We start from the raw sequence: 13,740 nt of genomic DNA, 5'->3' as shown, positions 1-13,740 counted from the left end.
ATCAAAACATGGGTATATTAATATCAATAGCATTAATCAACTTTGATCATGCTCAAACAGCTTAAAATTTTACGTACTGTGCACTGCACATTTTACGATACCCTTTAGATAGGCCATTACTACAATTAGTGATTTATGGTTGAAAAAACTTTGAGAATCAATAAACATCTAAATATCTGAAAGTAATCCAATGTCATTCCGAGGCACGAGGAATCTATTAGAGCATATTATCAAAGAAAGCAAAAACATAATCCTATACATAAATCATCAATAGAACCTCCATGAATTTTCAGTCATAATGAACGAAGAAGCGGAACTGTACTACGCAGTAGTAAGCATGAATCTTCGGTAGTGAATGCTACGCAGTAATGACCTATAAATTCATTTGATCTTTTGGCTTGGTCTATCCTGAGCGAAGTCGAAGGATCTGCATCAAGGCAAAATGAACATCAAGACAACATAAACAATAGTTTATAGATTCCTCCTGCGTCGGAATGACATTTAATTATTAATGATTAAGCGATTACTTACATTTGAGATATAAATGTTTCCTTTGTATCTTTAATTCAAAAGCTTATTTATGGTCTATCAAAAAGAGATTACTTTAAAACCATATAAACGTGGGTTTCATATTATCACGGACGATATAATCAAAGTACTACCTGAGTTGAGCAATATAAAAGCAGGAATGTTACAGGTATTTATTAAACATACGTCAGCGAGTTTAACCGTAAATGAAAATGCAGATCCTTCCGTACGTGTCGATTTTGAAAGTCATATGAATACTATGGTGCCTGAAAATCAACCGTATTATATACATGCCTACGAGGGATCAGACGATATGCCTGCACATATAAAATCGTCTTTAATGGGGGCGAGTGTTCAAATTCCTATTACCAATGGTCGGCTTAATTTAGGAACCTGGCAAGGTATCTACCTTTGTGAGCACCGAGATTATGGCGGCTCCAGACAGTTGGTATTAACAGCTATCGGTGCTTAAAATATATTTAAGGAGTGGCTTCAACAAATTAGAATACCTTCAAAAGTCTGCTTTTGTGATTATTTAGCAGACTTAGTGGCAATCAGTTCTTGTAAAACGGTCTCAACACCCAATTCATCATTGCTTTTAGTTTCAAAACGCGCCACTTTCTTAACATTCGGGTGTGCATTGGCCATAGCATAACTAAAATAAGCACGCTCAAGCATTTCTAAATCGTTGTTATAGTCGCCAAACACCATGGTTTCATCTTCAGAGATCCCAAGTTCTTCTTGTACGAGTTTTAAAGCAAATCCTTTATTTGCATCGTGATGAGAAATGTCTAACCAATGTTCTCCAGAAACTTTTATCTGAAGGTCGTGTTCTAAATGTTTGACATGCGGATAAATAAACTGTTCAGAATTATCTGTGTGATAAATGGCAATCTTTAAAAACTCATCATCCTTCACTTCTGTCAAGTCTTTAACCGTATTAAATTCTGAGTAATATTCACTTAAAAGCTTAGGGAAATGGATGTCTTGTGTTTCTATATAGGCTTTGTTTTTTCCGCATAACACAATAAAAACATTATCGAGTGTTCTTAGTAAAGGTAAAATGGAGTTGATTCTGTCTTTAGATAATAGCATTTTAGCTAATTCTTGGTCACCACGTCTTGTAATTCCTCCATTCTCTGCTATAATGGTAATCTGATCTTTAATGGTTTTTAGCTTTTCAACAATACTAAAATATTGTCGGCCACTAGCTGCTATAAAATGAATATTATGAGCTTGAAGTTTCTGAAATAGATTGAAAAAAAGTGGACTTACTTGACTTTTAGAGTTTAGTAAGGTGCCATCCATATCGGTAACGACTAGTTTCACTTGAGATAATTTCATAGTATAATTTTAAGGTATAAAAATACAGATTAATGCGGTACTAGCATGTTAAGTCGGTGTTATTTTCTGAGGTTGTTTTTACAGTGTGTGTTGTAAATGTGTAATGGTGATTAAACGATTCTTTGTACCTCGGAAATTGTAGATTCGACACAGTCAATAACATTGAATCTTTAATCATGAAACTGACTGTCACGCAGAGCAAGGCACACAGCGAAGCATCTCACCAATAGAAACTAAATCAAAACACATCTGGAATAGATTCTTCCTATCGTCGGAAATCGTAGATTCGACGCAGTCAATGACATTGAAACCAAAAATCATGAAACTGACTGTCATGCAGAGCAAGGCACGCAGCGAAGCATCTCTCCAATTGAAACTAAATTAAACACATCTGGAAATAGATTCCTCCTATCGTCGGAATGACACTGTGTTTTTTTTAACAAACAAGTTTTCAAAAGCCCATTTGAATTATAACCTGAATACCATTTAGGTTAACGGGAATGTGAAAAAAGCAAACTCTTGATGTAAGGTGCTATTTAAATGCAATAAAATAAACGAGATAGTATGCGAGTATTAAGCATGAAAACTCAGTAATCAGAATACCTCATAACTAAAAACAACTAATCTTAAATCATAATTTATAATTCCGATGCATTTGTTATATTAGCGCATCTAAAATCAGTACATTGAATCCATCAGACCAACAAGAACTTCCTTGGTTATATACCATTTCTCCGAAGCGTAAATTAGTAGATCTTAATTTTAAGGAAATATGGAGGTACAAGGATTTATTATTCTTATTTGTAAAACGTGATATTGTCACGGTATATAAACAGACCATACTTGGACCACTATGGTATTTTATTCAACCATTATTTACGTCTATTATATTCACAGTCATTTTTAATAACTTGGCAGCCATTCCTGTAAAGCCAGGCGTACCTGCTTTTTTGTTTAACTTGGCAGGGATTACTGCATGGAATTATTTTAAAGAATGTCTGACAGGAACTAGCGATACATTTACAAAAAACCAAGCCATATTCGGGAAAGTTTATTTCCCTCGTGTGATTATTCCGATGTCTATTGTGGTGTCTAATTTGGTGAAATTCGCCATTCAGTTATTGGTATTTATAGGTTTCTACGTGTATTATGTGAGTTTTACCGATGCTGCATATGCTGCAAGTCCGCAAATTAGTTTACTACTATTACCCGTTTTGGTTCTTATTATGGGGCTTTTGGGGTTAGGTTTTGGAATGCTTATTTCGTCTATGACCACAAAATATCGTGATTTAACTTTCTTGGTAACGTTTGGTGTACAGTTATTAATGTATGGCTCGGCAGTGATGTATCCGTTATCCTTTTTTGAAGAGAAGTTACCAAGTGTATCTTGGCTTGTGGCTTATAATCCTATGACTATTGTTATTGAAGCGTTCCGTTATATTACTTTGGGGGTTGGAGAGATTTCTGTGTCTCAATTGCTGTATATTGGTATAGTGAGTGTCTTAGTGTTTTTATTCGGACTTATAGTCTTTAATAGTACAGAGAAGAAATTTATTGATACGGTTTAGTTAGCATGTCGTCTTTTAAAGCTATTTCACTGCGTTCTGCATGACAGTTGGTTTCATGGTTTAGGTTCTATAGGAGAGATGCTTCACTGCGTTCTGCATGACAGTTAGTTTCATGATTTAGGTTCTATAGGAGAGATGCTTCACTGCGTTCTGCATGACAGTTGGTTTCATGATTTAGGTTCTATAGGAGAGATGCTTCACTGCGTTCTGCATGACAGTTAGTTTCATGATTTTGGTTTCTATTGGTGAGATGCTTCGCTTCGTTGCTCTTCGTTCTGCATGACAGTCGGTTTCATGATTTTGGGGCAATGTCATTGACTGCGTCGAATCTACGATTTCCGACGGTAGGAGGAATCTTATTTATTGTATGTTATGATTTAGGTTCTATTGGAGAGATGCTTCATTGCGTTCTGCATGACAGTTAGTTTCATGATTGAGGTTTTATTGGTGAGATGCTTCGCTACGTTGCTCTCCGCTCTGCATGACAGTTGTGATTGTGATTTTGTAGGTTTATCTTACCTCTAAATCTTATCATTTAAAAAGTTCCAATTAGGATTAAACTCTGAAATTAGTTTGTTTTTCTTTATACGGCTGTACCCTTTAATTTGCTTTTCTCTTCTGATCGCTGTTTCAATGCAGAAAAAATGTTCGTAATAGACTAAGAAAATACAATTATATTTTGCTGTAAATGCTTTAGAAAAGGACTGCGGATTGTTATGAATGTATAAGCGTTCTTTTAAATTTCCTGTTACACCTGTATATAAAACAGTTTTGTTTTTATTGGTTAAGATGTAGACATAATAATTATGAGCGCCTTTTGTTTTCATGTTATTAATTTATGAAAAAATGGTGACTAATTCAATTTGGATTATTTGTTATTGGGGGTGAATTGAAAGATACTTCGTTGCGTTCCTTGCTCTGTATGACAAATGGTTTTGTGATTTTTGGGGCAATGTCATTGACTGCGTCGAATCTACGATTTCCGACGGTAGGAGGAATCTATTTCTAGATGTTTTGATTTAGGTTTTGTTCGTGAGATGCTTCACTGCGCTCTGCATGACAGTTAGTTTCATGATTGAGGTTTTATTGGTGAGATGCTTCGCTGCGTTCCTTGCTCTGTATGACAAATGGTTTCATGATTTGGGTTTCAATGTCATTCCGACGGTAGGAGGAATCTTATTTACTAGATGTTTAAATTTAGTTTCTATTGGAGAGATACTTCGCTGCGCTCTGCATGACAGTTAGTTTTGTAATTTTAGGTTTTATTGGAGAGATGCTTCATTGCGTTCTGCATGACAGTTAGTTTTATGATTTTGGGGGCAATGTCATTGACTGCGTCGAATCTACGATTTCCGACGGTAGGAGGAATCTTATTTATTGTATGTTATGATTTAGGTTCTATAGGAGAGATGCTTCACTGCGTTCTGCATGACAGATGGTTTCATGATTTAGGTTCAATTGGTGAGATGCTTCGCTTCGTTGCTCTTCACTCTGCATGACAGATGGTTTTGTGATTTAGGTTCTATAGGAGAGATGCTTTGCTGCGTTCTGTATGACAAATGGTTTCATGATTTGGGTTCAATTGGTGAGATGCTTCGCTTCGTTGCTCTTCACTCTGCATGACAGATGGTTTTATGATTTAATTTCTATAGGAGAGATACTTCGCTGCGTTCCTTGCTCTGTATGACAGTTGGTTTTGTGATTTTAGGTTTTATTGGTGAGATGCTTCACTGCGCTCTGCATGACAGTTGGTTTTATGATTTAGGTTCTATAGGAGAGATACTTCACTGCGTTCCTTGCTCTGTATGACAGTTAGTTTTGTGATTTTAGGTTTTATTGGTGAGATGCTTCGCTTCGTTGCTCTCCGCTCTGCATGACAGTTGGTTTTGTGATTTAGGTTCTATAGGAGAGATGCTTTACTTTGTTTTGCATGATTACTGGTTTGATTTAAAAAAAAATCCTCGGGGGGACGAGGATTTTAAAATGGGATACACCTTGTTTACAATACTTCAATAAGTTGTAAGACATTAAAGGCTCCATTTTTTAAGGGGTATTGGGTGTTGTTTACATCTTGATAGAATGTAATCTTAAAAAAATAAAACGGGGTTCCAGTACCTGTGGGCGTGGTTGCGGGCGTTAACGTTAAGGGCGCTGCTGTGTTGTTAATGACTAAATTTACAGTAGGGCTGACTTGTAAATCTGAAATGTTATCGTTGAAATTCAGATTTAAGAAGCCTGCGTTAAAACTCACATGTGTTGCACCGCTTGGGCTATTTAACTGCTGCGAGGGTATAAAATTAGGTATACTAATTTCGCCAGTCGTAGTATCTAATGTAAACGCTTCAAGTAAAACACTGTTTAAAAGCGCATTGTTGTTAAAGTCGAATCCCTTAATGGCATCTTTACCATCGTTAGTTGTGATTCCGATACTTACTTTTCGTTGCCCCCTTGCTGAAGTTAAGTCGGCATTCTTCACACGACTCATCACTTGTGTTAATCTGGATGTCATCCGATTATCTTTAGCATCTGTTAACAAGGCTGTAATGGCGTGCCGCAGTTGCTTGCCAGATGTTGCCGATTGTGCGAATTCAGTATTGTTTTCTCGTGTTCGCACAAACGCAGGATCGTTTAATATGCGGTCTTTGCTTACACCGCCTTTAGACCGGATGTAGTATCCGTCTTCTCCTTTATAGAAGGTTACCTCTCCGATAGAGCCTTCTACATTAAATAATGATTTGTATTTTGCCATGATCTTATAAAATTTATGCAGGTTATAACTGTTGAATTTTAGCCACAAACTCATGCGTGATTTTAGCTGTTTTGTGCATTTCGATGTGCTACAACCTGCGGTTAAAACTTATGATCTATAAACCTATGTAGGTCCCCGGGATGCGTTTGGCTAATGCTTACATGTTATTCAACAATACATGGGTTTATGCGATCTCTTAGTTCTAAATTACAATAAGAGCTTTATCGTTTTTTAAAAGGTTCCTTAATGTTCTTACAATTTCTTATTTCGTATTAGAATTTCCTATATCGTCCTATATCCTCCTGTTTATTCCTGTTTATTCCTGTTTTTTCTAGATTTTATCATGCTGTGGGCTATAGGTTTTCATATACTCCCCATAAGGTATCTATGGCTTTGGTATGGCTTTGATATGACGTATCTGTAGTAAAGCCTTGATTTATTATTTTATCCTTTTTTTTTAAACGGCGTCTCTCAGATGCTTTATTATAGCGTTTAGGTCAGTGATATAGCTGATTTAGTGGCGATGGAGCTACCGATTTTTTTAAGTGTATTGTAGGATTAAAATGCATTTTATTGCAAGTATTTACTTCGTTTTTTTATTTATGGCACTTTTATTGTGTTGAAAAAAATAATAATCGTCTTATTATGAGTGTGTTGTGGGTTTTAGTCTTCAAGGTCTTCGCATGTTTTCCTCACTTGAATTTGGGTTTGCATTAGTTCATTTTCTCTTTTTATTGGGTTGTGATGTTTTACTTTCAGTGGAGTTGGTGGTTCATATTAGAGGTTATTTCGTTAAAATATAATAATACATGGCAATGGTATAAAGTGTTATACAGAATGGGATATCGTATGTTTTTAAATAGTAATGATGTTGCAATCCTTATGGGGGTTTGTAACAAAACGGCTAAGCGATACATACAAGATATTCGTCAGGAATATAATATTGTTAATCGAAAACAGGTTACTATTCGGGAGTATAGTGAGTATTTTAAAGTGCCTTATGATGATGTGTTACGGGCTTTGCTTAGTCGGGTGGTTAATGGTAAGTTGGTGAAATGGTGAGTTGTTAAAAGTAATTTAGGTGCTATTGGAGAGATGCTTCGCTTCGTTGCTCTTCGCTTTGCATGACAGTTGGTTTTGTGATTTAGGTTCTATTGGAGAGATGCTTCGCTTTGCTCTGCATGACAGATGGTTTCATGATTTGGGTTTCAATGTCATTCCGACGGTAGGAGGAATCTTATTTACTAGATGTTTTAATTTAGGTTCTATTGGAGAGATGCTTCGCTGCGCTCTGCATGACAGTTGGTTTTGTGATTTGTGGTTTTGTTCGTGAGATGCTTCGCTTCGTTGCTCTTCGCTCTGCATGACAGTTGGTTTCATGATTTAGGTTTTATTGATGAGATGCTTCGCTGCGTGCCTTGCTATGCTTGACAGTTCTATGGGGTTTTTTTTTGTGCTGTATTTCAGTTGATTTTATGATACCGTTTTGTGGGGGATTTTTTTTAAGCGGTGAATTTTTAAGTCCTAGAATTAATAATAATTCAAAACTTTTAAGTCGTATGCTTTTATTATATTAGCCCATTATTTTGGTAGACGGGCTACTATAGTCTGTAAACGTTAGTAAATGACCAAAAACCAATACAACCCATTATAAGTAATGATCATCCTTAAAGCAGAAAATATAAGTAAACAATACCGCCTAGGATTGATAGGTACAGGTACTATTAGTCACGATTTAAACCGTTGGTGGCATCGTATTCGAGGAAAGGAAGATCCGTATTTAAAGATTGGAGAAGTTAACGATCGTAGTAGTAAAGGTAAGAGTGCATATGCTTGGGCACTTAAAGATATTAATTTTGAAGTGCAACAAGGCGAAGTCTTAGGAATCATTGGTAAAAACGGTGCAGGAAAATCGACTTTATTAAAAATCTTGTCGCGGGTAACCAGCCCAACCACAGGAGAAATCAAAACCCGTGGCCGTATTGCTAGTTTATTAGAAGTGGGTACAGGGTTTCATCCGGAATTAACGGGGCGTGAAAATATTTACTTAAACGGAGCCATTCTAGGAATGACTAAGGTTGAAATAAAAGCCAAAGAAGACGAGATTATAGACTTTAGTGGGTGCGAACGCTATGTAGATACGCCTGTAAAACGCTATTCTTCTGGGATGCGTGTACGTTTAGCTTTTGCTGTAGCGGCTTTTTTAGAGCCCGATATTTTAGTGATAGATGAGGTACTGGCCGTGGGTGATGCTGAATTTCAAAAGAAGGCCATTGGGAAGATGCAAGACATAAGTAAGGGAGATGGGAGAACTGTGTTGTTTGTGAGTCATAATATGGCTGCGGTTAAGAATTTATGTACCCGAGCCATTGTCCTTGAAAATGGCAAAACTGTTTTTGAAGGCGGAACAGAAGAAGCTGTGAATTTTTATTTAAAATCAGGAAATGTTATAATTAACAACGTTAGGAAGTTTAGTGATTTAAAACAAGATGGAGTTTTTGAACTTTTAGAAATAGGATTACGCAATCTTAATAGAGATAATGAAGCTGTTATTGTAGAGTCTGAAGAAATAGTTTTAGAAACAATATTAAATATTGATAGTGAACCTGAAAAATATCATGTCACTTTCCATTTAATAAACGATGAAGGTGATACTCTATTCAGTTTTCATCATTTAAAAACTGAAATAAAATTAAATAAAGGTAAAAATCACTTAAAAACTATTGTTCCTGCCTATTTTTTTAACCCTGGAACATTCTTTCTTAAATTCTTTTTCGTTAAGGATGGAAAACGAGCAGTATGGGTTGAAGATAATATATTGAGTTTTACAGTAATTAACGGTGATTTAGAAATTGGAAGTTATATGGGTAAAGAACCTGGTTATATAAAACCTATGTTTAAATGGGAAAATTTATAATTTATTGATTAGATGATAAATGTTACTAAAACCTTTTTACCTCCACAAGTGGAGTATCAAGAGATATTAAAGCGCGCATGGAGTACAGGATGGATGACCAATCGAGGTGTTTTAGTTAAGCAATTAGAAAGTGATTTAAAAGATGTACTGTCTGTAACTAACATTATAGCTATGACAAATGGTACTTTGCCTTTGCAGATAGCTATTAAAGCTTTGAAATTAAAAGGTGAAATTATAACAACTCCATTTAGTTATGTAGCTACAACAAGTAGTATTGTTTGGGAAGGTTGTACGCCAGTCTATGTAGATATTCATCCAGAATATTTAACGATTGATGAAACCAAGATCGAGGCCGCAATAACACCTAATACATCCGCAATACTAGCAACCCATGTTTTCGGAAATCCATGTAATATTGATGTTATTCAAACTATTGCAGATAAATATGGTCTTAAAGTAATATATGATGCAGCCCATTGCTTTGGTGTTACTTATAAAGGGAAATCTATTTTTGAATATGGAGATGTGAGTACATGTAGTTTTCATGCAACAAAATTATTTCATACTGGAGAAGGCGGAGCTTTGTTTTGCAAACCAGAATATTATAACGATATGTTTTATCATCATAATTTTGGACATGATGGACCTGAAGCCTTTCAAGGATTGGGTATTAATGCTAAAATGAGCGAACCACAGGCTGCTATGGGACTTGCTGTTTTACCTTATATTGAGGAGATAATGCAAACGCGAAATTCTGCTGTTGAATTATATGATGAATTATTGAAATATTCAGCTGTTAAGAAATTAAAAATAAGAGAAAATACGATATGGAATAATAGTTATTATCCAATAATATTTAATTCTGAGGAAGAGTTGCTACAAGTACAAAAAAGCATGAATTTACAGAACATTTATCCTAGACGTTATTTTTATCCTAGTTTGAATTGTTTACCTTATATTAATGGAGATGATTGTAAAATAAGTGAAAGTATAAGTGCTCGTATTTTATGTTTGCCATTATGGGCTTGTATGGAAAGAAATACAATTCTTCAAATTTCTAAATTTTTAATATGAATTCTTTTTATTCAATAAATGAGCTTAAGGATTTGGGGTTAAAATCTTTTGGTACTAATGTTTATATCAGTAAGTATGCTAGAATATATAACCCTGAGAATCTAATTGTTGGCAATCATGTAAGGATTGACGATTTTTGTATTTTATCAGGAAAAATAACATTAGGTTCTCATATACACATTTCTGCTTATTGTGCTTTGTATGGAAAATATGGTATTGTAATGAAAGATTTTTCTGGACTTTCTCCACGATGTACTTTATTTTCAGCTTCAGATGATTTTAATGGAGATTTTTTAATGAGCCCAATGACTAAGCCAATTCATAATCATATAATAAATGGTGAAATTTTTTTAGATAAATATTCGCAAATAGGTGCTAATTCAACTATTCTACCTAATGCAATTGTTAATGAAGGTGCTGTAGCAGGAGCAATGAGTTTAATTACTAAAAACCTAGATGCTTGGTCTGTTTATGCTGGTATACCCGTAAAAAAAATCAAATCAAGAAAACAAGGTCTTTTAAAATTTATAGATGAATACTAAGCAGAATTTTAAAGTATCCGTATGCATGATTACGTATGGGCATGAGGATTATATAAAAGAGGCGATAGAAGGTGTTTTGATGCAGGACTGTGATTTTGAAATAGAATTACTAATTGCAGATGACTGTTCGCCAGATGCTACTCAAACAATTGTAGAAGGAATTAAGAGTACGCATAAAAATGGAGACTGGATAAAGTATATAAAACATCAAACCAATAAAGGGATGATGCCTAATTTTATATGGGCATTGAACGAGTGTAAAGGTAAGTATGTTGCTTTATGTGAAGGAGATGATTATTGGACAGATTCTTTAAAACTTCAAAAACAGATAGATTTTTTAGAGGTTAACAATGAATTTTCAGGTTGTTTTCATAATACTAAATTTATTAATGAGTTAGAGCCACATTCTATCCCTAAACTTTGGAGAGAATATGACAAGAACATCTTTTTTTTAAAAGATACTTTATCTAATCGTGCGTTATTTCATACTGCTTCTTTTGTGTTTAAATCTAGTGCTTTAGTCTTGCCAGATTGGTTGGTTAATATAGAAAGTGGAGATATGGCTGTATTTACTATAGTTTCTTCTAAAGGTAAGTTATTCAGATTTGATGAGTCTTGGAGTGTGTACCGAAAGAATATTACTGGAGTAACAAATAATGTTAAACAATTAGATTATCATAGAAGCCGTATAAATCTATTTCAATATTTCAATAATTTTCTAAAAGGGAGAGAAAAAGAACAAATAATTAAAACAATTAACTTTCATAAAGACTGTCTAAAACGAATTAAAACTAAAAAATCAGTTTTATATATGTTTAAAATGCTTTTAAAAAAAATAAAGAATAACTTATAGTATTCAATTATCTTAAAATCCATGAATATAGCCATTTTTTCACCGTCTCAAAATCCATATTCAGAGACCTTTATACAAGCTCATAAAAACTATTTAAAAGGGAATGTATTCTATTTCTATGGAGGTGGATTTAATATACAATTAGAGGGGATAGGAGAATTAGCAAATCAATCTTATTATAATTTTTTGAAGTTAAAAAGTAAAGTTCTTGGTAAACATTATGGATATGCTTGGGAACAAGTTCTATTAAGAGCTTTAAAAGATTATAAAATAGATATAATTTTGGTTGAGTATGGTAATCATGCTTTTTATTTAAAGAACGTTTTAAAGCAGTTAAGAATACCAATTATTGTGCATTTCCATGGTGTAGATGCTAGTAGTCAGTTGGTCATAGATCATTGTAATAAGTATGAAGAAATATTTCAATTATCTAATAAAATTATTGCAGTATCAAAAGTAATGTTAGAAAAATTATCTCAACTAGGATGTCCTTTAGAAAAATTAGAATTGAACACTTACGGACCTAATTCAGATTTTTTTAACGTAAACACTAATTTTGATAAACAACAGTTTATAGGAATTGGGCGTTTTGTAGATAAAAAGGCTCCTTATTATTTAATACTAGCCTTTAGAGAAGTTGTTAAAATGTATCCGGATGCAAAACTTTTGTTAGCCGGAAAGGGAATTTTATTAGAGACATGTTTTAATTTGGTTAATCACTTAAAGCTTAAGAATAACGTAACGTTTTTAGGTGTTATTACACCTAAAGAATTTCAGAATTATTTAGGAGAGAGTTTAGCTTTTGTGCAACATTCTATAACTGCTAATTCTGGAGATATGGAAGGAACACCTTTAGCTGTTTTAGAAGCAAGTGCAGCAGGGGTACCTGTGATTTCAACAAAGCATGCGGGTATTCCAGACGTAATTATTGATGGAAAGACAGGATTATTGAGTGATGAGCATGATGTTATGCAAATGGTTGAAAATATGTTGTTTATGTTGGGTGATCCAGAAAAAGCAAGACAAATGGGAGAATTAGGGAGATTGAATATTTTGAATTATTTTTCTTTAGATAGACATATAGGTGCTTTGCAAAAAAATATTAATGATTTAGTTTAAAACAAGTATTATTTTTTATTTGCTTAATAATATTAGTTTCCAAAGAGTAAAATATATGGGTGACCTTCCTTTAGTTTCAATAATCATTCCAACTTACAATAGAGCCCATCTTATAGAGGAAACTTTAGATGCGGTATTGGCTCAAGTTTATACAAATTGGGAATGTATCATTGTGGATGATGGTAGTACGGATAACACAGTTCAAGTTGTAGATACCTATTGCAAAAAAGATTCGAGAATTCAATATCATCAGAGACCAAGAAATCGCCTCGCAGGGGGTAATGCCGCCCGTAATTATGGGTTCGAGTTAAGTAAAGGTGAATATGTAAATTGGTTTGATAGTGATGATTTAATGCTTCCAAATTTCTTATCGAGTAAATTAGAAATCTTTAAGACTAATTCAAACTTGGATGCAGTATTGGGTTATGGGGCTTATTTTGAGTTGGATAAGACTGTATTTGAAATACGTAAACCTAAATTAAATGGAGATAATTATTTGATAGATTATGTTTCTTCTAAAATGTTTTTTATTACTCATGGACCTTTATGGAAAAAATCATTTTTAAGTACTAAATTGTTGTATGATGAAAGTAGGATAAAATTACAAGATACAGAATTCCATTTCAGAATGTTGATAGAAGATCTTAATTTTAAGTTCTATGAACCAGATTTTTTATTTTTAATTCGTAGAGGTGATGATAGAATTTCAGCAAAGAAAACCCTAACCTTAAAGAAGCTTGAAGCTGTTTTTGATTATCATTATTTTACAGCTCAAAACACTAAAGGCTTATCTCCAAGGTTTGTTAAGCCTTATGAGAAGATAACCCATAAAAAGACGTTACAAGCTTTTTATGAAATGTTAATACTCCAAAGAAAATTAAAAGTTAGATTAAGACTTGCTAAAAAATATAAAACACAAGTGAATACTATTATTGATAGATTTTCTAATAGTTCTGTACACAAAATAAAATTACACATAGTTATAATTGTAATTGTATTATTTAGAAAAGGATTTTCATTTTTAAAATAGTATACATAATTTAAAT

Annotated in this window: 12 protein-coding genes; 9 read left to right on the top strand and 3 right to left on the bottom strand. The window is 33.8% G+C overall.

Features of this window, described 5'->3' with window-relative positions:
- The first annotated feature begins 580 nt into the window (after positions 1-580).
- Positions 581-1,000 (top strand): secondary thiamine-phosphate synthase enzyme YjbQ, encoded by a 420-nt coding sequence (locus Q1B05_RS15890; protein ID WP_299781943.1) that lies wholly within the window; start codon positions 581-583, stop codon positions 998-1,000.
- Between the two features lie 59 nt (positions 1,001-1,059).
- Here Q1B05_RS15890 and Q1B05_RS15885 read toward each other — a convergent pair whose 3' ends face one another.
- Positions 1,060-1,872: an HAD family hydrolase gene (locus tag Q1B05_RS15885; RefSeq protein ID WP_299781942.1), complete on the bottom strand. Its 813-nt coding sequence runs from the start codon at positions 1,870-1,872 to the stop codon at positions 1,060-1,062.
- Positions 1,873-2,558: 686 nt separating this feature from the next.
- Between Q1B05_RS15885 and Q1B05_RS15880 the strand changes: the two genes are divergently transcribed.
- Positions 2,559-3,440, top strand: a complete 882-nt coding sequence (locus Q1B05_RS15880) for an ABC transporter permease (RefSeq protein WP_299781941.1) — start codon at positions 2,559-2,561, stop codon at positions 3,438-3,440.
- 521 nt (positions 3,441-3,961) lie between these two features.
- Here the strand turns inward: Q1B05_RS15880 and Q1B05_RS15875 are convergent.
- Both Q1B05_RS15875 and Q1B05_RS15870 read right to left on the bottom strand, forming a co-directional pair.
- Complete coding sequence (locus Q1B05_RS15875) at positions 3,962-4,267, bottom strand: GIY-YIG nuclease family protein (RefSeq protein WP_299781940.1); 306 nt, start codon at positions 4,265-4,267, stop codon at positions 3,962-3,964.
- Positions 4,268-5,439: 1,172 nt separating this feature from the next.
- Positions 5,440-6,189 (bottom strand): hypothetical protein, encoded by a 750-nt coding sequence (locus tag Q1B05_RS15870; RefSeq protein ID WP_299781939.1) that lies wholly within the window; start codon positions 6,187-6,189, stop codon positions 5,440-5,442.
- 744 nt (positions 6,190-6,933) lie between these two features.
- On the opposite strand from Q1B05_RS15870, the gene Q1B05_RS15865 reads away from it, so the two are divergent.
- The 7 genes from Q1B05_RS15865 (at position 6,934) to Q1B05_RS15835 (ending at position 13,724) form a co-directional block, all read left to right on the top strand.
- Positions 6,934-7,251 carry a hypothetical protein gene (locus tag Q1B05_RS15865; protein WP_159023044.1) on the top strand — a complete coding sequence of 106 codons (318 nt, stop codon included), beginning with the start codon at positions 6,934-6,936 and terminating at the stop codon, positions 7,249-7,251.
- Between the two features lie 595 nt (positions 7,252-7,846).
- Positions 7,847-9,106 (top strand): polysaccharide ABC transporter ATP-binding protein, encoded by a 1,260-nt coding sequence (locus tag Q1B05_RS15860; RefSeq protein WP_299781938.1) that lies wholly within the window; start codon positions 7,847-7,849, stop codon positions 9,104-9,106.
- 12 nt (positions 9,107-9,118) lie between these two features.
- Positions 9,119-10,180: a DegT/DnrJ/EryC1/StrS aminotransferase family protein gene (locus Q1B05_RS15855; protein WP_299781937.1), complete on the top strand. Its 1,062-nt coding sequence runs from the start codon at positions 9,119-9,121 to the stop codon at positions 10,178-10,180.
- Entirely contained in the window at positions 10,177-10,722 is a 546-nt protein-coding gene (locus Q1B05_RS15850; RefSeq protein ID WP_299781936.1) for an acyltransferase, read from the top strand. Before Q1B05_RS15855 ends, Q1B05_RS15850 begins: the two co-directional genes overlap by 4 nt.
- Positions 10,712-11,575: a glycosyltransferase gene (locus Q1B05_RS15845; RefSeq protein WP_299781935.1), complete on the top strand. Its 864-nt coding sequence runs from the start codon at positions 10,712-10,714 to the stop codon at positions 11,573-11,575. Before Q1B05_RS15850 ends, Q1B05_RS15845 begins: the two co-directional genes overlap by 11 nt.
- A gap of 21 nt (positions 11,576-11,596) precedes the next feature.
- On the top strand, positions 11,597-12,694 hold the full coding sequence (locus tag Q1B05_RS15840) for a glycosyltransferase family 4 protein (RefSeq protein WP_299781934.1): 1,098 nt from the start codon (positions 11,597-11,599) through the stop codon (positions 12,692-12,694).
- 55 nt (positions 12,695-12,749) lie between these two features.
- Positions 12,750-13,724 carry a glycosyltransferase family 2 protein gene (locus Q1B05_RS15835; RefSeq protein ID WP_299781933.1) on the top strand — a complete coding sequence of 325 codons (975 nt, stop codon included), beginning with the start codon at positions 12,750-12,752 and terminating at the stop codon, positions 13,722-13,724.
- Positions 13,725-13,740: the final 16 nt, after the last annotated feature.

The organism is uncultured Formosa sp. (assembly GCF_947500765.1).
In the GTDB taxonomy this organism is placed as follows: domain Bacteria; phylum Bacteroidota; class Bacteroidia; order Flavobacteriales; family Flavobacteriaceae; genus Formosa.
This window is presented reverse-complemented; position numbering and strand designations above follow the sequence as displayed.

What these genes read in the sequence shown, in the direction of transcription:
- Q1B05_RS15890 (WP_299781943.1), top strand. Translation starts at nt 581, where the DNA reads ATGGTCTATCAAAAAGAGATTACTTTAAAACCATATAAACGTGGGTTT.
- Q1B05_RS15885 (WP_299781942.1), bottom strand. Translation starts at nt 1,872, where the DNA reads ATGAAATTATCTCAAGTGAAACTAGTCGTTACCGATATGGATGGCACC.
- Q1B05_RS15875 (WP_299781940.1), bottom strand. Translation starts at nt 4,267, where the DNA reads ATGAAAACAAAAGGCGCTCATAATTATTATGTCTACATCTTAACCAAT.
- Q1B05_RS15870 (WP_299781939.1), bottom strand. Translation starts at nt 6,189, where the DNA reads ATGGCAAAATACAAATCATTATTTAATGTAGAAGGCTCTATCGGAGAG.
- Q1B05_RS15865 (WP_159023044.1), top strand. Translation starts at nt 6,934, where the DNA reads ATGTTTTACTTTCAGTGGAGTTGGTGGTTCATATTAGAGGTTATTTCG.
- Q1B05_RS15860 (WP_299781938.1), top strand. Translation starts at nt 7,847, where the DNA reads ATGATCATCCTTAAAGCAGAAAATATAAGTAAACAATACCGCCTAGGA.
- Q1B05_RS15855 (WP_299781937.1), top strand. Translation starts at nt 9,119, where the DNA reads ATGATAAATGTTACTAAAACCTTTTTACCTCCACAAGTGGAGTATCAA.
- Q1B05_RS15850 (WP_299781936.1), top strand. Translation starts at nt 10,177, where the DNA reads ATGAATTCTTTTTATTCAATAAATGAGCTTAAGGATTTGGGGTTAAAA.
- Q1B05_RS15845 (WP_299781935.1), top strand. Translation starts at nt 10,712, where the DNA reads ATGAATACTAAGCAGAATTTTAAAGTATCCGTATGCATGATTACGTAT.
- Q1B05_RS15840 (WP_299781934.1), top strand. Translation starts at nt 11,597, where the DNA reads ATGAATATAGCCATTTTTTCACCGTCTCAAAATCCATATTCAGAGACC.
- Q1B05_RS15835 (WP_299781933.1), top strand. Translation starts at nt 12,750, where the DNA reads ATGGGTGACCTTCCTTTAGTTTCAATAATCATTCCAACTTACAATAGA.